This window comes from Pseudomonas sp. TH21, assembly GCF_016651025.1.
GTDB lineage: Bacteria > Pseudomonadota > Gammaproteobacteria > Pseudomonadales > Pseudomonadaceae > Aquipseudomonas > Aquipseudomonas aylmerensis.
The window spans coordinates 5,173,373-5,195,071 of the sequence record NZ_JAEKEQ010000001.1 but is presented as its reverse complement, the minus strand read 5'-3'; the positions used below and the strand labels follow the sequence as shown (position 1 = coordinate 5,195,071).

The window sequence follows — 21,699 nt, the reverse complement described above, 5'->3', positions numbered from 1 at the left end:
CCATCGTCACTCACGGAGCCGGGTCATGCACCCTACCAAGTCGATTACTGAACGCGTTTGCCAAGCCCTGGGTTTTGAAGGCCTGGCCTTATTGATCTGTACCCCGTTGCTGGTCTGGATCACTGGCCGGCCGGCCCTGGAGATGGGCGCGGTAACCCTGGGCCTCAGCGTGCTGGCGCTGACCTGGAACATCATTTTCAACAGCCTGTTCGACCGCCTCAAGGTGCGCCTGCAACTCGCCGGTGGCGTGTGGACGCGCATGCTGCATGCCGTGCTGTTCGAGGGAGGGCTGATTATCGTGGCGGTCCCGCTGATTGCCGCGTGGCTGAAGATCAGCCTGGTGCAGGCGTTTTGGCTGGACATTGGCGTGCTGCTGTTTTTCCTGCCGTACACCTACGTGTATCACTGGGGGTATGACGTGTTGCGGGAAAGATTCGTACGCCAGCGCGTGCCTAGTCGGGCTTGAGCGTCGCGACAAAATCCAGGAACGCCCGCACCTTGGCCGCCGGCAAATGCCGCGAGGGGTAGTAGGCGTACAGCGGAAAACGCTCGTCCGGCCAGTCCGGGAACAACTCCACCAGGCTGCCGGCCTTGAGCGCTGGCGCCAGGCCCAGGTCGAGCATCTGCGCCACCGCATGGCCGTGCTCGCACACGCTGTACAGGGTGCTGGCATCGTTGACCACCAGGCGGCCGTCGGTGCGCACGATCAATTGCTCACCGGGGCGGTGAAATTCCCAGGCAAACGGGCGACCGGTTTGCGAGTCGCGAAAATCCAGGCACATGTGCCCGTTTTCCAGGTCCTGCGGGGTGGCCGGTCGGCCATGGCGTTCCAGGTAGGCGGGGGAGGCCAGGGTGAGCACGCGCACTTGCATCAACTTGCGCGCGATCAGTGAAGAGGATTGTGGGATGCCAAAGCGGATCGCCAGGTCGAAGCCATCGGCGACCAGGTCGCCCAGTTGGTCGCGGGTGTGCAGGTCCAATTGCAATTGCGGGTAGCGGCGCATGAAATCGCCCAGCACCGGGCCGAGGACCAGCCGCGAGAAGTACGGGTCGATATTCACCCGCAGGCGCCCGCGTACGGTGTGAGCGCTGTCGGCCGCCGAGTTGGCCGCCTCTTCGAGACCGGCCAGCAGCGGGGCAATTTCCTGATAGAAACGCCGACCCTCGTCGGTCAGTTGCACCGAGCGCGTGGTGCGGTCGAACAGGCGAATCCCCAAGCGTTTTTCCAGGCGTGAAATCGCCCGGCTGACGCCCGAAGGCGTCATCTCCAGGCTGACGGCGGCGCGGGCAAAACTGCCGCTGTCGACCACGGCCGCCAATACGCCCATGCCGCCGGCCAAGCCTGGATCAAAACTCATCGGTGATTGCCTGTCAGTGATCTGAGGGCATTGATGCTAGCGCAGAACGCCTACAGAAACATGCCGCCTGAGGCCTCGATGCGCTGCCCGGTGATCCAGTGGCTGCCGTCGGCCAGCAGCGTCGAGATCGCCCCGCCGATATCTTCCGGCAATCCTGCGCGGCCGAGGGCGGTATTGTTGGCGACCATCGCGTTCACGTTGGGGTTATCGCGCACCGCGCCGCCGCTGAAGTCGGTGGCTATCGCGCCGGGAGCCAGGGTGTTCACGCTGATTCCGCGCGGGCCCAGTTCCTTGGCCTGATAACGCGACAACACTTCCACCGCACCTTTCATCGACGCATACGCCGAGTACCCCGGCAGGCTGAACCGCGCCAGGCCGCTGGAGATGTTAATGATGCGCCCGCCATCGCTGATCAGTGGCAGCAGTTTTTGCGTGAGGAAAAACGGCGCCTTGAAGTGGATTGCCACCAGGCGGTCGAACTGTTCTTCAGTGGTTTCGGCAAACGCGGCGTTGACGCCAATGCCGGCGTTGTTGATCAGGAAATTGAACTGCTGCTGGGCGAAAACCTCCTTGAGCACGCCGCCGACCTGGTTCACGAAGTCGTTGAAGGACGCGCTCTGGCTCACATCCAGTTGCAGCATGGCGGCGCGGCCACCCAGGGCCTCGATCTGTGCTACCACCGCCTGGGCTTCGTCGGCGGCGCTGTGGTAGGTGCCGATGATGTCGACGCCCTGTGCCGCCAGGTGCAGCGCGGTGCTTTTGCCCAGGCCGCGGCTGGCGCCGGTGATCAATGCGATTTTACGGGTCATGGTGCAGTCCTCTCAGGTGGTCAGTGGGACTGAGTGTATTTGTCCGGCTATAACGTGATAAACAGGGGTATATCGGAATCACTGGCCGGATAAGGCGAACAATCCCATGAACAAGCTGGAACTGCTGCGTACCTTTGTGCGCGTCACCGAACTGTCGAGTTTTACCGGCGCCGGCGAGAGCCTGGGCCTGCCGCGCTCCAGCGTGTCCGAGCATGTCCAGGTGCTGGAAGAGCTGCTCGGCACACGCCTGCTGCAGCGCACCACGCGCAAGGTGCAGGCGACCCAGGACGGGCGTGTGCTGTATGAGCGCAGCAAGGATCTGCTGGCCCACATGGACGAGCTCGAAGGCCTGTTTCGCCAGGATGAGGCGCAACTCAGCGGGCGTATCCGCGTGGACTTGCCCAACGTGATGGCGCGGGACCTGATCCTGCCGCGCCTGCCCGAGTTCATGGACGCCCACCCCTTGATCGAGCTTGAAATCAGCACCACCGACCGCCAGGTCGACCTGCTGGCCGAAGGGTTCGACTGTGTGCTGCGGGTCGGCGCACAGCCCGACCAGACGGTGGTCGCGCGGTGGTTGTGCAGCATGCCGATGATCAACTGTGTCAGTGCCGGCTACCGCCAGCGCCATGGCGTACCCGAGACCCTCGAGGACCTGGCGCACCATCAACTGGTGCATTACGTGCGCCCCTTGGGATCACGTTCGACGGGGTTCGAATACCAGCAGGGCGATAAAGTGCACCGCGTGCCGATGGCCGGGAGGGTCACGGTCAACAGCACCGACGCGTACAAATCCGCCTGCCTGGGCGGCTTCGGCATCACTCAGGTGCCGGTCCTGGGCATCCGCGATCTGCTCGCCAGTGGCGAGCTGGTTGCCGTGCTGCCCGACTACCCGGCGCCGGCGCTCGATGTGTCGCTGCTCTACGCCGGGCAACGGCATTTGCCACAGCGTGTGCGGGTGTTCATGGACTGGCTGGCCGCGACGCTGCAAGCCCGACTCTAACGGCGAGCCGACAACTGCTGCGGCGCCAGGAAGGCGTCGTGGAAATAATCGCGCACGGCCTGCATCGCCGGGGTAAACGCACGCTCGCGGTGCCAGGCCAGCCCGACACTCATGGGCGTGACCGGGTCTGTCACGGTGAGGGTTTCGATACGCTTGCCTTCCAGTGACCAGGGCCGATGCACCAGGTCCGACAGGATCGCCACGCCGCTGCCATTGGCGACCATGCTGCGTACTGCTTCCACCGAGCTGGTGCGCAGCCGCACCTGGGGCGTTTGCCCGGCCTGTTCCCAATAGCGCATGGCGCTGTGTTCGGCTTCATCGACGGTGAGCAGGATGTACGGTTCGCGGGCCACATCCGCCAGGCTCACGGCGCCGCGTTCGCACAACGGGTGATGGCTGGGCAGCCACAGGCGGCGTTCGGAGTTGAACAGGATTTCGGAGACGATATCCGCATGAGTCAGGTTGGCGGTGAGCACCACTGCCATGTCGAATTGGCCGTCGAGCAGGCCTTGCTCGATGGCCTGGCGCTCCTGCTCGAACACCTCGATGGTCACATCCGGGTGCCAGTGTTCCATGCGCTGCAAGTGGTGCGGCAGGAAGTAACCGAGCACCGTGTAGCTGGCGGCCAGGCGCAGCACGCCACTGGCGCGGTAGTCGGGCAATGGGCTGTTGAGGGCGTCGTCGACGCTGCGCACAATCACATAGGCACGGTTGAGAAAGTGCCGGCCGGCGTCGGTCAGGTTCATGCCCTGGGCCGAACGCACGAACAGCTGCACGCCGAGCATCGCCTCCAGTTCCTTGATCGCCGTGGTCACCGCCGACTGGGAAATGTTGAGGTGGATGGCGGCCTGGGAAATCTGGCCGATTTCGGCGGTGGCGACGAAATAACGCACTTGGCGCAAGGTCAATGACACGCTGCATTCCTCGAAGGAGCCCGGCTTATCGGCGATGGCGGCCGTCAGGTGTGTGAACAGTCAGAGGGCGCCATCGCCGGCAAGCCGGACGCCTGCATGGGTTATCTGATTTTCAGAAGATGGGCTATCTGATAATAGATCTTCCCAAGGGGTCAAGACGCGGCCTACTTTTCCGCCATCACCTTTGCGGAGCGACCTCGATGCAGGCAGTGGATTTTAACTCGGACATGGGCGAAGGCTTCGGCCCCTGGACCATCGGCGATGGCGTCGACGCGCAGCTGATGGCCTATATCAGCTCGGCCAACATCGCCACCGGCTTCCACGCCGGCGACCCCGGCACCATGCGCCGCACCGTCGAGCGCGCCAAGCAACTGGGGGTGGCCATCGGTGCACATCCAGGGTTTCGCGACCTGGTCGGCTTCGGGCGCCGGCATATCAACGCTCCGGCCCAGGAACTGGTCGACGACATTCTCTACCAACTCGGCGCCCTGCGCGAAATCGCCCGCGCCCAAGGCGTGACGCTGCAACATATCAAGCCCCACGGCGCGCTCTACATGCACTTGGCCCGCGACGAAGAAGCCGCGCGGCTGCTGGTGCAGAACCTGCAGATCATCGAACCGACACTGCTGTTGTACTGCATGCCCAACTCGGTGATCTGGCGCGTGGCCAAGGAACTCGGGCAACCGGTGGTGCGCGAGTTCTACGCCGACCGTGAGTACGATCTGAGCGGCTCCATCGTGTTTACCCGCACAGTGCGCGCGCTGGATCCTGCCACCGTAGCGGCGCGAGTCCTACGCGCCTGTCAGACAGGGTTGGTGCGCACGATGGAAGGCGAAGACCTGTTTATCGAATTCGATTCCATCTGCCTGCACAGCGACACACCCGGCGCCCTGGAATTGGTGGAAGCCACCCGCGAAGCCCTCGACCAGGCAGGAATCGTGGTGGCCAATGGGCTGCCTGCGGCCAACGGGGCTTGATGTGGTGAGCGGGCTTCCTGTGGCAAGCGGACTTTATGTGGTGAGCAGAATTCCTGTAGTGAGCGCGCTTGTTGTGGTGAGCGGGCTTGCCCCGCGTTGGGGCGCGTAGCGGCCCTAAAATCAGACGGCCGAGTTCTACCTGGAAGTACACAGGGGGCTTACTGGGGCTGCTGCGCAGCCCAACGCGGGGCAAGCCCGCTCACCACATAAAGCGCGCTAGCCACAGGAAGCTTGCTAGGCACAGGAAGCTTGCTAGCCAAAGGAAGCCTGCTAGGCACAGGACGCCCGCTCACCACACAAAGGTTGCTTGCCACAGAAATCCCATAGGCCACAAAAAAAACCGCCCAGCACAATAAATCCACTCACCCCTATTCATTTTTTGCCTGCCTTTCTATAACGATTCCAAGAGGAACAGACATGGCTCAAACACCCCCCATCCGCTACAGCTTCGGCGGTGATGAACACCTGTTTGCCGAGGTCAGCGAGAGCATGTCGCTGGAGGCCTTTTTCACGGGCATGGCCGTGACCCGGGCCGTGGAGCGCCTGGCCCTGGAAGGTGTGCTGGATGTGTGCCTGGCCAATGCGTCGTTCCAGATTCGCTTCGACCCCGACCGCATCGCGCCACACGTGCTGCTCGACGCGGTGCAGACCGCCGAAGCCCAGGCCGTGGCCGAACGCACCCTGCACACGCGCATCATCGAAATCCCGGTGCTCTACAACGACCCCTGGACCCATGAAACGCTGATGCGTTTTCGCGACCGCCACCAGGACCCCAGTGCGACCGACCTGGAATACGCCGCGCGCATCAATGGCCTGGCCGATGTCGACGCGTTTATCGCCGCCCACAGTGGCGCGCCGTGGTTTGTGTCGATGGTCGGCTTTGTCGCGGGCCTGCCGTTCATGTTCCAGATGGTCGAGCGCGAGCGGCAGTTGCAGGTGCCCAAGTACCTGCGCCCGCGTACCGACACCCCCAAGTTGACCCTCGGCCATGGCGGCTGCTTCGGCTGCATCTACTCGGTGCGCGGGGCCGGCGGTTACCAGATGTTCGGCGTGACCCCGGCGCCGATCTACGACCCGGCGCAGCAATTGGCCTACCTCAAAGAACACATGGTGTTCTTCCGGCCCGGTGACATCGTGCAATTCAAACCCATCGACCGCGACGCCTACGACCAGGCCGTTGCCGAAGTGGACGCAGGACGTTTCGACCTGCGCATCCGTACGGTGGAATTTTCCCTCGATGCGTTTCTCGCCGACCCCATCGGCTACCCGAAAACCCTGCAGGAGGCGCTGGCATGATCAAGGTCCTCAAACCCGGCCTCGCCACCTCCGTGCAAGACCTTGGCCGCGAAGGCTATTACCACCTGGGCATTCCGCCCTCGGGGGCGTTGGACCAGTACGCCTTGAGCGCGGCCAACCACCTGGTGGGCAATCCCATTGGCGCAGCGGGCCTGGAATGCACGTTGATTGGCCCCGAGCTGGCGTTTCAACAGGACGCCCTGGTGGCCCTCAGCGGCGCGTTGATGTCACCGCGCCTGGACGGTGAAGTGGTGCACCAGGACACTGCCTTCCACGTGCGTGCCGGGCAGGTGCTGCGCTTCGAGTTTCCCAAGGCGGGCGCGCGCACTTATCTTGCGGTCGCCGGTGGCATCGACGTGCCTTTGGTGCTCGGCAGTCGTTCCACTTACACCCTCGGTGCGCTCGGTGGTTTTCACGGGCGACGCTTGCAGGCGGGGGATGAGCTGCCCATCGGTACCGCCAGCGGACAGGGGCGCGCGGGCAACAGCCTGCCGATGGCGCTGCGCCGGTCGGTCGGTGGCGATGTGACGTTGCGCGTGGTGCCGGGGCTGTACTACGAGCGCTTGACGGCCGGTGCAAAGAGCAGCTTTTTTGCCGAACCCTGGACCGTCGGCTCCGAGGCCGACCGCATCGGCTATCGCTTCAAGGGCGGCAGCGCGCTGAGCTTCCAGCCACGCGAGCAGCCGTTCGGCGCGGGCTCGGATCCGTCGAATATCGTCGACAGTTGCTACCCCATCGGTTCGATCCAGGTACCGGCCGGGCTGGAGCCTATCGTGCTGCATCGGGATGCGGTGTCGGGCGGCGGCTACGCGATGATTGGCACGGTGATCAGCGCCGACCTGGACCTGATCGGGCAGATGCAGCCGAACCAGCGCGCGGGGTTTGTGGCGGTGACGCTGGAAGAGGCGCTGGAGGCGCGGCGGGTGTACAAAAAACGCCTGAAAATAATGGGCGGGTTATTCAGTAGCTGAAAACCCATAGAGCCACTGTAGAGCGGGCTTGCTCACGCATGCGGTGTGTCAGTCGCCAGGTGCCCTGACTGACAGACGGCTTTCGCGAGCAAGCCCGCTCCCTCACGGTTAAACGGTGCTGTGTCAGAACAATTGGGTGAACAGCCAGTAGAGGCTGCCTGACAGCAGAATCGCCGCCGGCAGCGTCAGCACCCACGCCATCAGCAGATTGCGGATGGTCTTCATCTGCAAGCCGCCGCCATTGGCCACCATGGTCCCCGCCACACCCGACGACAACACATGGGTGGTCGACACCGGCAAGCCATACATATCCGCCGCGCCGATGGTCAGCATGGCCACCATTTCGGCCGATGCGCCCTGGGCGTAAGTCAGGTGGGTCTTGCCGATCTTCTCGCCGACGGTCACCACGATGCGTTTCCAGCCGACCATAGTCCCGAGGCCCAAGGCGATGGCCACGGCGATCTTCACCCACAGCGGGATAAAGCGCGTGGATTTGTCGATCTGATCCTTGAACAGCTTGAGCTTGCCCTGGGTGTCGGCGTCGAAATTGCCGACCTTGCCCTTGTCCATCAGGCGAATGGTTTCGCTGGTCAGGTACATGTCGTTACGCACGTTGCCTACGGCTTCGGCGGGGACTTTGGCCAGCGAGCCGTAGCCTTTGACTTCATCACCGATCTGGCCGGCGAGGGCGGCGAGCGCCGGTACCAGTTCCGGCGTGGCTTCCTTGGTGCGCACATAGGTCGACAGGATCGGCCGCGGGTCGCCCGTCAGCGCCTGCGGTGCGCTTTTCACCAGGGCCACCTGGGTCACTTCAGCCACGGCGGCAAACTGCAGCGATTGCTCGGCCGGCATGGTGCGGTTCAGCGCGTAGGCCATCGGCAGGGTGCCTACCAGGATCAGCATGATCAGGCCCATGCCCTTCTGGCCATCGTTGGAACCGTGGGCAAACGACACGCCGGTGCAAGTGGCGATCAGCATGCCGCGAATCCACCACGGCGGCGGGGTGTCGCCCTTGGGCGCCTTGTACAGCGCGCGGTTTTTGACAAACGCGCGCAGGGCCAGCAACAGCAGGGCGGCGAAGGCGAAGCCGATCAATGGCGACAGCAGCAGCGCATAGCCGATCTTGATCGCCTGGCTCCAATCCACCCCGCTGGTGCCGTCACGCCCGTGCATCAGCGCATTGGCCACGCCGACGCCGATGATCGAACCAATCAGCGTGTGCGAAGAAGACGCCGGCAACCCCAGCCACCAGGTGCCGAGGTTCCACAGGATCGCAGCGATCAGCAGGGCGAAGATCATCGCGAAACCGGCCGAGGAACCGACCTGCAAAATCAGCTCGACCGGCAGCAGGGCAATGATGCCGAATGCCACGGCACCGCTGGAAAGCAGCACCCCGAGGAAGTTGAAAAAACCCGACCACACCACCGCAAAATGCGGCGGCAGCGAGTTGGTGTAGATCACCGTCGCGACCGCGTTGGCGGTGTCGTGGAAGCCGTTGACGAACTCGAAACCCAGGGCGATCAATAGCGCCACGCCCAGCAGCAGGAACGGCGTCCAGGTGGTGACCACCGCGCCCATTTCGTGCATGTCGTGCATCAGGCTGTAGGCGGTGAACAACAGGCCCATGGCGAGCACGGCGAAGAAAATGATCACCGTCACCAGGCCGGGTTTCTTGTCCAGCCTGGGTTTGGGCTCGCTGTGCGAGGAGCGGGTGGAGGCAGTCAGGGAAGGGGTGGCCATGCCGGAGCATCCAGTGTGGGGAGGATGGCATCCATATTCATTGCAGAATGTTACAGAGATACTGCGGCAGGTCAGTGTTTAATCAATCGGCCATGCCGCCGGTCTGTAACTCCCCCCTGATAGGCGCCGGCAAGCCGGCTCCCACCGTCGAGGGCATTTCAGTAATCCTTGCGCTTGCGAAAGGCCCAGCGCCCGGCAATCAAGGTGAACGTCGCCACCAACGCCACCAGGATCCAGAAGCCTTCCGGGTCCTGGGAAAGCGGTACACCGCCCACGTTCATGCCGAAGAAGCCGGCAATGATATTGATCGGCAGCGCCAGCACCGTCACCACGGTGAGGGTGAACAGCGTGCGGTTGCTTTGCTCGTTGAGGTTGGCGGCGATTTCTTCCTGTAACAACTTGATCCGCTCACCGAGGGCCATCAGGTCATTGATGATCAGCGCAAACTCCTCGGTGGATTTGCGCAGCTCCTTCACGTCTTCCTTCTGCAGCCATTGCGGCGGGCGGTTGAGCAGACGCAGCAGCGAGCCGGGCTCCAGCGCGAGCAGGCGTTGCAGGCGCACCAGCACCCGGCGTGCCGCCCCCAGTTCCGCCCGGTTGGTGGACAGGCGCGAGGACAGCAGTTGGTCTTCGATATGGTCGACGCTGATGCTGGTCTTGCGCACGATCTGCGTCAGGACTTCGCCCTGGTCGCGCAGCAGGTGCACCAGCAGCTCCAGCGGCGAGCGAAAGGTTTCACCGGCTTTCACCGACGAGCGCAGCTTGTCCACCGAGTGCAGCGGTTGCAGGCGCGCGCTGATCAGCAAGCGGCTGCGCGCGCACACCCACAGCGTGGAAATATCCGACGAGACCATGCTGCTGAAGTTGAACACCACGTCGTTGACCACCGCGAGCAAGGCCGAGTCGACATGTTCGATGCGCGTGGAGCGCGAGCCTTCATGCAGGGCCTCAAAAAATTCCTCGGGCAAATCCAGGTGCGCCTGCATCCAGCGCTCGCACGCGGCGTGGGCCAGGTTCAGGTGCAGCCAGAGGAATTCTTCGGGGTCGCCGGGTTGCTGCAAGGCCTGCAGGGCGGTGGCCGAGTCAATCTGCTCAGCCTTTTCACCAGGGCGAAAACGGAAACCGTAAAGCAAGCCGAACAGGTCGGAATCCTGATGGCTGTAGTCGAGGCTGTGGTTCATGGAGGCTCGCAGAGAAAGCGCCTGTAGGACGTTTCACAGGTTCGCGTGAGCGATCATTGCAAGGGAATTTGACAGTTTTGTGACCGTTCGCGACTTATTGCGTTGCGATGACACTTTATTGACCGCCTGTCAGCAACCGTTCAAGAAGCCTCTCTCACCAGGCATCAAGAACCGCTGCTGACAGGGACGCTTTGGCCCCTGATCAGGGGGTGGGCAGGCTGAACGTGAACACGGTGCCGTGCTCGGCGGTGGTCGACACGTTCAGCTCGCCGCCATGCGCTTCGGCGATCTGCTTGACGATATACAACCCCAGACCCAGGCCGGCCTGGGGGGTATCGGTGGTCGGACGCGAATAGGGCTGGAACAACCGGGGCAAGGCTTGCGCACTGATCTGCCCGGGGTTCTTGACGGTCAGGTTGAAATGGCCTTGCTCGATCTTTGCCGTGACCTCCACCGGTCCCTCGTGGCTGCCATGGTGAATGGCATTGGCCACCAGGTTGGAGAGCAGCTGCGCGAGGCGATCGCGGTCGCCACTCACGCCTTGCAGGTCGTCGATATCGGCCTGGATCACGCGCTGCGGGTGCACGCTCTGCACTTCCGACACCACATGTTGCAGCGCCTCCTGCAGACCCTGGCAATCGCCGATGTTCAACGGAATGCCATTGCCCAGGCGGCCACGGGCGAAGTCCAGCACGTCTTCGACCAACTGCGCGGCGCGGCGGCCGCTGGTGAGGATATGTCGCAGCAACGTGTCCGTGGCCGGGTCCGAGTGCTTGCGCAGCAGCCGTTCAGCAGCGAAGTTGATCGCGAACAGCGGGTTGCGCAGATCATGGCCAAGCACAGCGATGAATTGCTCACGCAGTTCGGCGGTATCGCGTTCTTCCTGCAATTGCGCGTGGGTGAACTGCGCGGCTTCTTCAGCTTCGATTTGCAGCGACAGCACCCGGGCGAATGACTCCATGGTCGACTGGATCGTGCTGCTGCGCAGCTCTGCAGGGTTAGGGTCGAGGGCGCAGATGGTGCCGAAGAAGTGCCCGTTGGTGCGAAACACCGGCACTGAGATATAGCTTTCGAAGTGATACAGGCGCGGCGTATGGTGGTCGTGGTAGAGCGGGTCTTCGCTGGCTTTGTCGATGACCACGGACACGTGGGAGCCGCGAATCTCGTGGCAAATCGTGGTCGTCAGGTCCAGTTCGCCGCCGACGCCAAGGCCGAAGTCCAACTGATCGAGCACGGCGCACGCGGTCCAGGTGTCATCGGTCACCCGCGCGACCGCTGCGAAGCGCAGGCCGGTCATGTCGCTGATGACTTTGAGCATCGCGGGGACGGCACTGATGCGGCCAATGGTGGCGATGTCGGCGGCTTTTTGCCCCATGCAGCAATCTCTATCCCAACGTGCTGAGCGTTATGCCCCGGCCAATGGGTGGGATTTTAGCGACCTTGTGCCATGTGGGTGTAATTTCATTCGCAAAATCGAGGATTTTCTTACGCCCGCTGACGCGCGGGCATAAAAAAACCGCGCCACCCGGAGGTGGCGCGGTTGCTTGAGGGGGCGACTCAAGTGTCTTGCTTGTTTTCCAGCACGGCGCCGGTCTTGGCGTCGAGCTTCACTTCAAAGCGTTTGCCGGCGGTGTCGGTCAGGTCGACTTCGTAGACCAGCACGCCGTTTTTGTGGTCCAGCTCGGTGTCAGTGATGCTGGCACCGGCGTGGGTGGCGACGGCGGCGGCGTTGAGTTTGTCGAAAGGCATCACGGCGCCGGACTTGACCAGGCCTTCAATGTGATCCGGGCGAACATCGGCCTGGGCCAGGCCGGCAGTCACGGTCAGGGCGGTGGCGGCGAACAGTGCGGTCAGGGTTTTCATGGTGTGTGTCCTTCTTCGGTGAGCTGTTTAAGTGGGATCAGGTTATCCAGCGCAACTTAATTCACGCTTAATTATTTCAAGCGGTTGCGCAGTTTGTTCAATCCGCCAAGGGTGCGGGATTTCATGCTGAGGGCTCACTTAAAGGGAGACTCGGATGAAACGGTTGGTCAGTTGGCTTTATGCGCCTGTCTTTTTTGCAGGGTTTATCGGGTGGGCACTTGCGTACGTGCAGGCCAGGCAACCGCAAGGGTTGCTGCTGGTGTTTGTAAGCGCGGTGGCGGTGTCATTTCTGGTCGAGCAATGGCTGCCCTATGAGCGGCAATGGAACCGCAGCCTGGGTGATCGTCGACGCGACACCTTGCATGCGCTGGTCAATGAAAGCCTGAATGCCGCGGGGTTGCTGATCCTGCCCGGACTGACCGCGCTGTTGGCGTTCGAAGGCCTCTGGCCACGAGGCTGGCCGCTGTGGGAGCAATTGTTGCTGGCCATTGTCGTGGCCGACGCCGGGATTACCTTGATGCATTACGCCAGCCACCGTGTTGCGCCGTTGTGGCGCCTGCATGCGGTGCATCACAGCGTGCAGCGGCTCTATGGCTTCAATGGCTTGATGAAGCACCCCTTGCACCAGATGCTCGAAGCGACGGCAGGCCTGCTGCCGCTGATCCTTTTGGGCATACCGTTGGACGTGGCGCAGTTGCTGGCATTGGCCATCGCCGTTCAATTGTTGCTGCAGCACTCGAATGTGGCCATGCGCCTGGGGCCGTTGCGCTGGGTGTTCGCCTGGGCGCCGGTGCATCGGTTTCACCACATGAAATACGGGCGTGCGGGGGACGTGAATTTCGGGCTGTTTTTCAATCTGTGGGATTGGCTGCTGGGCACTGCGTTTTATCGCCCGCGCTATCGCATGGGGCCGGGGGACCTGGGGATTGGCAGTCGGCCGGATTTTCCGCGGGACTATGTGGCGCAGTTGCGTGACCCGTTCGCGGCGGTGAAGTCGGGCAAGGAGCCGCCGTTGCCGCAGGATTTACGTTAGGAACTGCACCTCGAGTTGGCGCAGGGACGCCCCGGCGGTGACGCCGAACAATTGCTTCATGGTCCGCGAGAAATGCGCTGAATCGGCAAAGCCCGCGCCGTGGGCGGCCTCGGTCAGCGTGCCGCCCGCGAGGGCCAATTGCAGGGCCACACGCAACCGTCGCCACAGCACCAGGCGGCGCACCGGGACACCGAGCTGATCAATGAACAGGCGCTCCAGTTGGCTGAGTGAAAGGTGCGCCGCCTCGGCCAGGGCCAGGGCCGACACTTTGCCGCCCAGAAGTTGATCGAGGCTGGCGAGTGCGCGCTCGATGCGTGGATCGTCGAGGCGCCGCCGGGGCAACTGGTGCAGCGTCTCGATAAACCCTGCGCCGGCAAGCAGCAGGGCCTGCAACGGCTCGGCTGCAAAGACGATGGGTTCGGCATACAGCACCTGCACCTCACCCTCGGCCTGGAGGATGGCGTGGCGGTGTCGCGAAGGAATGAACAGGCGATCGGCCGTGATCACGCGGCCTTCAAGGCTGACCGTGATGGGCCGGCCCGGGGAGAACATCAATTGATGGGCGTAGTGCGCATGGGGCGCGGTGCGCCCCAGCTCGCCGTGGATCACGCCGTAATCACGGCCCAACCACAGGCGACCCGACCATTCGGGTTTCACTCAGTACTTATAGTCGTTCAGCAGGTCCTGCACGCTGGACGACGGCCAGCGCTTGTAGAACTTCAGCAGTTCAGCGGCGCGGTTGGTGAAGATGCCGTCGACACCGGCCTTCATCACCTTGTCGAAATCCACCGGCTCATCGACGGTATAGACGTGCACCAGCAGGCCTTTGTCGTGGGTCAGTTGGTTCATTTCCGGCTTCACCAGGTCGGTGTAGCTCTGGTCGCCATGGGCAGTCAGCTCGGCCGAAGGGCCGGTGCCGATGGCGCCGAGGCTCTTGGCTTCGTCGACCCATTTTTCGAACTCGGCGGCGTCTTTCGGCTCTTGCTTGGCGTAGTAGGCGGCCTTGGTGGTTTCGCCGGACTCAGCGAAGGTCTGTGTCGATTTCGGCTCGATGCTGCCAGGGCCGACCCACAGCAGCAGGATCTTCGGCGTGTTCGGCATTTCTTTCTGCAGTTCTTTCAGGCTGGCCGTCTCGAAGGTTTGCAGGACCACGCGCCCCTTGCCCTGGCCGACACCGGTGTTGCTCTTGCCCAGCTTGGAGCCGGCAGAGCTCAGCCAGCCTTTATCCAGCAGCTTGTTTTTCAGGTCGGCTTCGATGCCCGGGAACTGCTTGGGCTCCTTGGTCTCGATGTACAGGCCGGGTTTGTGCTGCGGGTTGCCTTCGGCGATCTTGATGATGTCGTCCAGGCTCTGGATTTTCAGGCCGACGAAGCCCGGACGTGCGCGGTCGGGGTAGGCGGTGTTGAACCAGCTGCCGGCGTCGAGGGTTTGCAGTTCTTTCCAGGTGAATTCGTTGGCCGGGGCGTCCTTGCGCTCGGGGAACTTGGTGGCCACGTCGGTGGTGCGCTGCAGGTTGTTGTCGTGGAGGGCGAACAGTACGCCGTCCTTGCTGCGCTGCAGGTCCATCTCCAGGTAGTCGGCACCCAGGTCGCGGGCGACCTTGTAGGCGGCGGCGGTGGATTCCGGGGCATCGTAGGACGCGCCACGGTGAGCGATCACGGCAGGGTAGGGAATGCCTTCGTTTGTCGCCAATTCAGCCGGGCTGATCGGGTCGGCAGCCTGTGCCTGGCCGAGGCCAAGCGCCAGGGCGAGCAGCAGGGCGCTCTTGGAAAACGTGACAGGCATATGCGAAGTCCTTTCGTGGAGGTAGCTTTGAGAAGGCCTCCTTTTTAACAATTGATTGCGAAAGGCGCTATCACCAAACCGACATTAACGTGCGCACCCGCCAATTTTCTCGGTTTTTTTGCCGTGCATTGCAGTACTCTTGCCCGAAGCTGCTCCGTTAGAGGGCAGTACTTTCTGCCACGCGTGTAAACCATCTTTCCAGTCCCTGTGGGACTTTTCAGTGAGGTTTACCATGCGCATCACTTCCGAGCTTATCTGCCAGGCCGCCGACCAACTCCGTGGTTTTGTCGGCCTCAACCGCAAGACCGGCCAGTACATCGTGCGTTTCAGCGAAGATGCCTTCGGCATGGACGTGGCTGATGACGGCATCATTCCCACCGCCGAATTCGTCTGGCTGCCCGCCGCCGAGCAGACTATGACCCTGTCGCGCGAACGAATCCAACTGCTGCTCGACCAGAACATCGACGACCGCATCAACATCACCGAGCCATTGCGGGCGTACATGCGCCGGGTGGAGATTCCGCAGATCAGTGCGTTGCGTAGCCTGGTGAGCTAGGTCGGCAGGTTTTTAGTCTTATGAAGAGCAACATGTGGGAGCTGTGCCTGGCACAGGATCAAGGCCTACTACTGATAAATGTGGGAGCTGGCTTGCCTGCGAAGGCGGTGGGTCAGCTGGCTTATCTTTTACTGATACACCGCTTTCGCGGGCAAGCCCGCTCCCACATTGGAGCGGTGTCGGGCTCGGGATTCAGGCCTGGCACCAATAAGATTGGGAGCTGTGCCTGGCACAGGATCAAGGCCTACCACATGATAAATGTGGGAGCTGGCTTGCCTGCGAAGGCGGTGGGTCAGCTGGCTTAGCTTTTACTGATACACCGCTTTCGCGAGCAAGCCCGCTCCCACATTGGAGCGGTGTTGGGTTCGGGATTCAGGGTTGGCACCAATAAGATTGGGAGCTGTGCCTGGCACAGGATCAAGGCCTACCACTGATAAATGTGGGAGCTGGCTTGCCTGCGAAGGCGGTGGGTCAGCTGGCTTAGCTTTTACTGATACACCGCTTTCGCGGGCAAGCCCGCTCCCACATTGGAGCTGTGCCTGGCACAGGATTCAGGGCTGGCACAAACAAGATTGGGAGCTGTGCCTGGCACAGGATCAAGGCCTACCACTGATAAATGTGGGAGCTGGCTTGCCTGCGAAGGCGGTGGGTCAGCTGGCTTAGCTTTTACTGATTCACCGCCTTCGCGGGCAAGCCAGCTCCTACATTGGAGTGGGGTCGGACTCGGGATTCAGGGCTGGCCCAAACAAGATTGGGAGCTGTGGCTGGCACATAATCAAGGCCTACCACTGATAAATGTGGGAGCTGGCTTGCCTGCGAAGGCGGTGGTTCAGCCACTGCATGAATTGGCTGAAAAAATGCCATCGCAGGCAAGCCAGCCCCCACCGTCACACCGCTCCAAAGGCGTAGGCCCGCTCCACCTTGCACACCCGCGTCTGAAACGCTGAGTACCAGGTGGATCGCCCTTGCTCACGTACCGCGCGATGTTCTGCCTGCTGCTTCCACGCCAGGATCGCCGCCTCGCTGCTCCAGTACGAGACGGTAATCCCCAGGCCATTTTCACGCGCCGATTCCACGCCGAGAAACCCCGGCTGTTCGCGTGCCAGTTCCAGCATGCGGTTGGCGGCCTCGCCGTAGCCGTGATCACCTTCGGTGCGCAGTGAGCTGAAAATCACTGCGTAATACGGCGGGGTCGGTGTGGTCGCGATCATGCCACTGTCTCCTGGCATGCCTTGAGCAGGGCGATCGCCAACGGTGGCGTGATGCCCCTGAGGGCGGCGCGTTCCGGCTGAAACAACGTAGCGACAAAGAACGGATGATCGAGCAACTCCACGGCGCGCAGGTCGCCCGCCGAGTCGTGCCCGCTGGGAATCAACTCGCGTTCCAGCAACGCCTGGGCAAATTCGGGGTTCATGCCGTAGCGGCAGCGATAGCCTTCCTCGATGTCGAGGGTGCCATAAGAGTCGGCGATGCGCGTGTAGGGGGTCAAACGCACGGTGTCAGTGGCCTCTACCAGCGAGCAGCTCAGCGGTGCGATCACCGCGCGTTGGGCCTGTGGCGCCAGTTCACCATGTTCCGCGTCGGCCCAGCCCAGCACGTTGCGGGCATATTCCAGCACCGCATGTTGAAAGCCGCCGCAGGTGCCGAGGAAAGGTCGCCGTTGTTCGCGGGCAAACCGGATGGCGCGCAAGGCGCCGTCAGTGTCGCGGTAAGGGCTGGCAGGCACGCACCAGAAACCGTCGAAACCGTGCAATGGGGTGGCGGGCGTGAGCGTGTCGGTGTCGATCCATTGCAGGTGAACCTTCAGCCCAAGGCTGTCGGCGGCCAGCTGCAACGCGACGGGAATGGCCTGGTGCGCGGGGACATCGGGGTTGTAGTCGCCGATCAGGGCGAGGTGCAGAGCAGTAGCTTTCATCGTGTGCGTCCCATGGCTTGTGGTGTCCTGGTGCGCACTATAGATTGGCGTTCACGCAATCAATATTGGCGTTTATCCACATGCTCATTGCAGCTACGCACTATCAAATTGACTACGCCGACTTGTCATTGATCCTCGCCCTGGTGCGCGGCGGCAGTCTGGCCCGGGCGGCGGCGTTGTTGCGTTTGGATGTGTCCACGGTGTTTCGCGCGGTGCGCCGGCTGGAGGCCGCGTTAGGCCAGACGCTGTTTGAAAAGAGCCGCGCCGGTTACCTGCCCACCAGCTTGGCGAGCAACCTGGCGCAACAGGCCGAGCGCGCCGAGCAAGCGCTGGAGGCAGCGCGGGTTGGCGTGGAGCAGGGCGGTGAAGTGATCAGTGGCACGGTGCGCCTCACCTGCACTGACTCGGTGCTGCAAGGCCTGTTGCTGCCGGCGCTGGCGCAGTTCATGCCGCAGTTCCCGGCGCTGACCCTGGAGCTGAGTACCTCGAATGACTTTGCCAACCTCAGTCGCCGCGATGCCGACATCGCCCTGCGCCTGACCAGGACGCCACCTGAGCATCTGGTTGGTCGATGCCTGGGCTCCGTGGCTTATCAGGTGTGTGCCAGTGCAGCCTACGCGCGCCAGCATCAAGGTCGGGCGCTGGCCGATCTGGCATGGATCGCGCCGGATGATTTCCTGCCCGACCATCCCACCGTGGTCTGGCGTCGCGAACATTTGCCGGGTGTACGCCCCAGTTATCGCTGCAACAGCATGTTGTCGGTCACCGAGCTGGTACGCGCGGGGCTGGGTGTGGCGGCGTTGCCGGATTTCCTCCTGGATGATGCCCTGCATCCGCTGGGCCCGGCATTGGCAGGGCACGACACGGCGCTATGGCTGCTGACGCGTCCCGATTGCCGCGCCTTGCGCTCAGTGGTGACGCTGTTTGATGAGTTGGGCCGACACGTGCAGGTCAAGCCGTCCCACACTGCATAGGCGCGGTTACTTGGGTTTTCGCACAAACTGCTCATGCATTTCGCACGTCAGTGTTTCGATTCGCTCAGTCAGCTGTTTGGTCATTTCTGTCAGCCGGGTGTTCTGCTCCAGCAGTTCCAGCAACTGCTTGGTGGTCTGCGCGGCCTGGGCCTGGCGTTCGGTATTGGCCACGGCCAGCGCTTCACGGTGCTGCGCATCGGCGTCCGACTGGGCTTTGTCGCGGGCGGCCTGGCGTGTCTGGGCCAGCAGGATCAACGGCGCGGCGTAGGCAGACTGCAAGCTGAAGGCCAGGTTGAGCAGGATGAACGGGTACACGTCGAAGTGGGTGATGCCGGTGATGTTCAGCACCACCCACAGGATCACGATCGCGGTTTGCGCGCCGAGAAAGGTCGGCGTACCGAAGAAGCGCGCAAACGCCTCGGCCTTGAGCGCGAAGGTGTCGTTGCCGAAGGTCGGCGCCAGGTGGGCGTGGACACGATGGAAACGCAGGTGGTCGACGGGGGCGGTTGCAGGCTTGTCTGGGGTCATGGCGGGCTCGAATCTTCTGCTTGGAGACAATCAAGCACTATAGACCGAGCCCTCGGCCGCACACATGAAGATCGGGTCAGCCGTTGCCACGCTCATTGGCAAACGCACTGACAGCCTGCACCGCCTCGCTGGTGCCTTCACGAATCTGCAGGATCACCGTGCCGGCCTGGTTGGCCAATTCCACGCCCTGGGCGGCGCGGTCGCGGGTGGCGTCCATGCTGTCGATGGCCAGGCGGGTTTCTGCCTGAATCATCGCGATCATGCTGGATATTTCCGTGGTCGAGCCGCTGGTGCGCGCCGCCAACTGGCGCACTTCATCGGCCACCACGGCAAACCCCCGGCCCTGTTCGCCGGCGCGCGCGGCTTCGATGGCGGCGTTGAGGGCGAGCAGGTTGGTCTGGTCGGCGATGCCACGGATGGTGTTGACGATGGTGGTGATCTGCTGCGAGCGCTCGCCGAGCTTGGCGATCAGTTGCGACGAATCGTCGATATCTGCAGAAATATCACGCATGCCAGAGGCAGTTTTCTGAATCACTTCAGCGCCTTTTTCTGCCATGTCCTGGGTATGCAGGGACAGGTGATAGGCCTGGGCCGCACTCTGTGCATCGGCAGCATGTTGCTGCACGCGTGCGGTGACATCCGAAGCGAACTTCACCACTTTGCACAGGCGCCCGCTGGCGTCGTACACCGGGTTGTAGTTGGCTTCAAGCCAGACGGGCTGGCCATTTTTATCCACGCGCTCGAACTGGCCGCTGAACATTTCGCCCTGGTTCAGGCGTCGCCAGAAATCACTGTATTGCGAGCTGGCGGCGGTCTGGGGTGTGCAAAACAGGCGGTGATGCTTGCCCTGGATCTGCGCCAGGCTGTAGCCCATGCGCTGCAGGAAATTGGCATTGGCGGTGAGGATGGTGCCGTCGAGGTTGAACTCGATCACGGCCATCGCCCGGCCGATGGCGTCCAGCTTGGCATTGGCTTCACTTTCAGCCTGCAGGCGCGGCGTGACGTCCATGGCGTACTTGACCACGCGAACCACTTGGCCGGCGTCATCGCGCACGGGGTTGTAGCTGGCCTCCAGCCACACCGACTGACCGTTGCCGGCTACCCGTTCGAAGGTGCCGGACTGGAATTGACCACTGCGCAGGTTCGACCACCACTGGCCATACTCGGCGCTGCGGGCGAAGTCGGGGGTGCAGAACATGCGGTGGGGCTGGCCCTCGACCTGCTCGGCGCGGTAGCCCATGGTCTTGAGGAAATTGTCATTGGCACGCAGCACGTTGCCGTGCAGGTCGAATTCGATCACGGCCATGGAGCGCTCGATGGCGTCCAGCAGGCTGGCCTGGTGGGCGACGGTGTGCTGCAGGGTACTGATGGTTTTCTTGTGGGCGTTAAATAGCATGTTCGGGGGCTCGGGCAAGCAAGCTGCAGGGAGTATCCATGTATATGCGCCTGCCCCCGTAAGGCCTATGCCGTACGGTTGACGTGCTCATTGTCAGCCTCCTTGTGCTGACAGCGGGGGTGGAACAACGGGTTAAGAGTGACCAGCCTGACAAGAAGTTCGCCCGATGGGCAGGACCTTTCTTGGTAGTCGACGAGTGGTGGCATTATGATTTCATTTGCGCTGTTACGCGGAAGATTCAGACGAGGTGTCGTAGGACAACTTCAGGCGGAATGGGCGATCTTTTCCTCGCTGATGTTGACCCGGTTGCGCCCGGTGTCCTTGGCGGCATACAGCGCGCGGTCCGCGGCATTCAGCCACATGGCTGCATCGGTGAAGTACGGCTGGAAATCCGCCAGGCCGATACTCAGGCTCACCCGCAGTTCGGGGATTTGCGGGTTGCGGTAATTACTGAAGGTTTCGCGCATGCGTTCCATCAGTTGCGCGGCTTGTTCCAAGGGCATTTGCGGAAGAATCACACAGAACTCATCGCCCCCGTAACGTCCGGCCAGGTCGTTTTCCCGCAGGTTACGCCGCAGCTCGACGCTCAGTTGGCGCAATACTGCATCGCCGATGATATGGCCGTGGCTGTCGTTGATCTGCTTGAAGTGGTCGATATCGATCAAGGCGATGGTGGCGTGGCTTTGTTGTTGCTGGCACTTGTGAAACATGAGGTGGAGCAGGTCTTTCCAGGAACCGTGATTGAGCAGGCCGGTGAGACTGTCGGTGCGGCTCAGGGCACTGAGGGCGCGTTTGTGTTCCGACAGCTTGATTGCCAACTGGTAGCAGACCATGCCGATGGCCATCGGGTAGAGGGTCAGCATCGGCAGGCAGGTATAGACCTGCAGCAGGCTGACGTCAGGATTGAACTGGAAGCCGAACAGCGTCCCTGCCACGCCGATCCCGAGGGCTTGTGCGAGCAGGCCGCGCAGGAACAGGCGCTTGCCGCCGGCGGCGACGTTGTTCATGGTCATCATCGACAGGATGGTCACGGCCGTCAGCGGGGTGAACTGCGTGGCGGCGGCCCAGAAACCGCCGAACAACGAGTCGTACAGCAGGTTGCGCTGCTCGGCCTTGTAGGGGTACTGCGAACGAGTCGACAGCTGATACGCCACGTGTGCCCACGCGAACCCATTGAACAACAGCAAGGCCCAGACCCAGCCGGGCATCGCAAGCGGGTAGAGGGCACCGATGACACTGATGCAGCCAATGCCCAGGCCGATGATCCTTGGCTTGTAGATACGTTTGGCAAATGAAAGCCCTTTGCCTTGTCTGTTTTCCATAAATTCCCGGATCAACTCTGTTGCAGATACGACGACACACGTTCGCAGGATTAACCGTTGATCGGATAATGCCTGTGA

At 62.3% G+C, this 21,699-nt stretch carries 21 protein-coding genes and 2 pseudogenes; 8 read left to right on the top strand and 15 right to left on the bottom strand.

Annotated features, from left to right (window positions below):
- The first annotated feature begins 25 nt into the window (after positions 1-25).
- Entirely contained in the window at positions 26-466 is a 441-nt protein-coding gene (locus JFU04_RS22920) for a multidrug/biocide efflux PACE transporter (RefSeq protein WP_065909121.1), read from the top strand.
- Here the strand turns inward: JFU04_RS22920 and JFU04_RS22915 are convergent.
- Both JFU04_RS22915 and JFU04_RS22910 read right to left on the bottom strand, forming a co-directional pair.
- Entirely contained in the window at positions 453-1,358 is a 906-nt protein-coding gene (locus JFU04_RS22915) for a LysR family transcriptional regulator (protein WP_065909124.1), read from the bottom strand. The genes JFU04_RS22920 and JFU04_RS22915 overlap by 14 nt on opposite strands.
- 50 nt (positions 1,359-1,408) lie before the next feature.
- Complete coding sequence (locus JFU04_RS22910; RefSeq protein ID WP_106802807.1) at positions 1,409-2,167, bottom strand: SDR family NAD(P)-dependent oxidoreductase; 759 nt, start codon at positions 2,165-2,167, stop codon at positions 1,409-1,411.
- A 106-nt stretch (positions 2,168-2,273) separates the two neighbouring features.
- On the opposite strand from JFU04_RS22910, the gene JFU04_RS22905 reads away from it, so the two are divergent.
- A complete protein-coding gene (locus tag JFU04_RS22905) occupies positions 2,274-3,170 on the top strand; it encodes a LysR family transcriptional regulator (protein WP_201145761.1) in 897 nt (298 codons plus the stop codon).
- Here JFU04_RS22905 and JFU04_RS22900 read toward each other — a convergent pair.
- The gene (locus JFU04_RS22900) at positions 3,167-4,084 is read right to left on the bottom strand and encodes a LysR family transcriptional regulator (protein WP_065909132.1); all 918 of its coding nucleotides are present in this window, start codon (positions 4,082-4,084) and stop codon (positions 3,167-3,169) included. The genes JFU04_RS22905 and JFU04_RS22900 overlap by 4 nt on opposite strands.
- Positions 4,085-4,284: 200 nt before the next feature.
- On the opposite strand from JFU04_RS22900, the gene JFU04_RS22895 reads away from it, so the two are divergent.
- The 3 genes from JFU04_RS22895 to JFU04_RS22885 all read left to right on the top strand — a co-directional run bounded on the left by JFU04_RS22895 (position 4,285) and on the right by JFU04_RS22885 (position 7,328).
- On the top strand, positions 4,285-5,061 hold the full coding sequence (locus tag JFU04_RS22895) for a 5-oxoprolinase subunit PxpA (protein ID WP_201145760.1): 777 nt from the start codon (positions 4,285-4,287) through the stop codon (positions 5,059-5,061).
- 417 nt (positions 5,062-5,478) lie between these two features.
- On the top strand, positions 5,479-6,357 hold the full coding sequence (locus JFU04_RS22890; protein WP_065909136.1) for a 5-oxoprolinase subunit B family protein: 879 nt from the start codon (positions 5,479-5,481) through the stop codon (positions 6,355-6,357).
- A complete protein-coding gene (locus tag JFU04_RS22885) occupies positions 6,354-7,328 on the top strand; it encodes a 5-oxoprolinase subunit C family protein (RefSeq protein WP_065909138.1) in 975 nt (324 codons plus the stop codon). The genes JFU04_RS22890 and JFU04_RS22885 overlap by 4 nt, the downstream gene beginning before the upstream one ends.
- 123 nt (positions 7,329-7,451) lie before the next feature.
- Here the strand turns inward: JFU04_RS22885 and JFU04_RS22880 are convergent, their stop codons facing one another.
- From JFU04_RS22880 to JFU04_RS22865, 4 genes are all read right to left on the bottom strand, one after another.
- Positions 7,452-9,068 (bottom strand): inorganic phosphate transporter, encoded by a 1,617-nt coding sequence (locus JFU04_RS22880; RefSeq protein ID WP_201145759.1) that lies wholly within the window; start codon positions 9,066-9,068, stop codon positions 7,452-7,454.
- A gap of 158 nt (positions 9,069-9,226) precedes the next feature.
- Positions 9,227-10,249: a transporter gene (locus JFU04_RS22875; RefSeq protein WP_065909143.1), complete on the bottom strand. Its 1,023-nt coding sequence runs from the start codon at positions 10,247-10,249 to the stop codon at positions 9,227-9,229.
- A gap of 202 nt (positions 10,250-10,451) precedes the next feature.
- The gene (locus JFU04_RS22870; protein ID WP_201145758.1) at positions 10,452-11,624 is read right to left on the bottom strand and encodes a GAF domain-containing sensor histidine kinase; all 1,173 of its coding nucleotides are present in this window, start codon (positions 11,622-11,624) and stop codon (positions 10,452-10,454) included.
- Between the two features lie 182 nt (positions 11,625-11,806).
- Entirely contained in the window at positions 11,807-12,112 is a 306-nt protein-coding gene (locus JFU04_RS22865) for a PepSY domain-containing protein (protein ID WP_120449618.1), read from the bottom strand.
- Between the two features lie 154 nt (positions 12,113-12,266).
- On the opposite strand from JFU04_RS22865, the gene JFU04_RS22860 reads away from it, so the two are divergent.
- Positions 12,267-13,145: a sterol desaturase family protein gene (locus JFU04_RS22860; RefSeq protein ID WP_201145757.1), complete on the top strand. Its 879-nt coding sequence runs from the start codon at positions 12,267-12,269 to the stop codon at positions 13,143-13,145.
- On the opposite strand, the gene JFU04_RS22855 is transcribed toward JFU04_RS22860, so the two are convergent.
- Both JFU04_RS22855 and JFU04_RS22850 read right to left on the bottom strand, forming a co-directional pair.
- Positions 13,137-13,802, bottom strand: coding sequence for a helix-turn-helix domain-containing protein (locus JFU04_RS22855; protein ID WP_201145756.1), 666 nt, complete (start codon positions 13,800-13,802; stop codon positions 13,137-13,139). The genes JFU04_RS22860 and JFU04_RS22855 overlap by 9 nt on opposite strands.
- On the bottom strand, positions 13,803-14,930 hold the full coding sequence (locus JFU04_RS22850) for a glycerophosphodiester phosphodiesterase family protein (RefSeq protein ID WP_106802816.1): 1,128 nt from the start codon (positions 14,928-14,930) through the stop codon (positions 13,803-13,805).
- A 232-nt stretch (positions 14,931-15,162) separates the two neighbouring features.
- On the opposite strand from JFU04_RS22850, the gene JFU04_RS22845 reads away from it, so the two are divergent.
- Complete coding sequence (locus tag JFU04_RS22845; protein ID WP_201145755.1) at positions 15,163-15,486, top strand: DUF2025 family protein; 324 nt, start codon at positions 15,163-15,165, stop codon at positions 15,484-15,486.
- Between the two features lie 887 nt (positions 15,487-16,373).
- Here the strand turns inward: JFU04_RS22845 and JFU04_RS22840 are convergent.
- On the bottom strand, positions 16,374-16,697 hold the full coding sequence (locus JFU04_RS22840; RefSeq protein ID WP_201145754.1) for an antibiotic biosynthesis monooxygenase family protein: 324 nt from the start codon (positions 16,695-16,697) through the stop codon (positions 16,374-16,376).
- Positions 16,694-17,401, bottom strand: coding sequence for a CTP synthase C-terminal region-related (seleno)protein (locus JFU04_RS22835; RefSeq protein ID WP_201145753.1), 708 nt, complete (start codon positions 17,399-17,401; stop codon positions 16,694-16,696). Before JFU04_RS22835 ends, JFU04_RS22840 begins: the two co-directional genes overlap by 4 nt.
- A gap of 80 nt (positions 17,402-17,481) precedes the next feature.
- Here JFU04_RS22835 and JFU04_RS22830 point away from each other — a divergent pair, with 80 nt between their 5' ends.
- Positions 17,482-18,375, top strand: coding sequence for a LysR family transcriptional regulator (locus JFU04_RS22830; RefSeq protein WP_201145752.1), 894 nt, complete (start codon positions 17,482-17,484; stop codon positions 18,373-18,375).
- A gap of 6 nt (positions 18,376-18,381) precedes the next feature.
- Here JFU04_RS22830 and JFU04_RS22825 read toward each other — a convergent pair whose 3' ends face one another.
- The 4 genes and pseudogenes from JFU04_RS22825 to JFU04_RS22815 all read right to left on the bottom strand — a co-directional run bounded on the left by JFU04_RS22825 (position 18,382) and on the right by JFU04_RS22815 (position 21,621).
- Entirely contained in the window at positions 18,382-18,903 is a 522-nt protein-coding gene (locus JFU04_RS22825) for a DUF1003 domain-containing protein (protein WP_065909162.1), read from the bottom strand.
- Between the two features lie 76 nt (positions 18,904-18,979).
- Positions 18,980-19,417 (bottom strand): annotated as a pseudogene (locus JFU04_RS30720) (methyl-accepting chemotaxis protein); the annotation flags it as partial.
- Positions 19,418-19,528: 111 nt separating this feature from the next.
- Positions 19,529-20,299 (bottom strand): annotated as a pseudogene (locus JFU04_RS30715) (PAS domain-containing protein); the annotation flags it as partial.
- A gap of 263 nt (positions 20,300-20,562) precedes the next feature.
- Positions 20,563-21,621, bottom strand: a complete 1,059-nt coding sequence (locus JFU04_RS22815) for a diguanylate cyclase (protein WP_201145750.1) — start codon at positions 21,619-21,621, stop codon at positions 20,563-20,565.
- Positions 21,622-21,699: the final 78 nt, after the last annotated feature.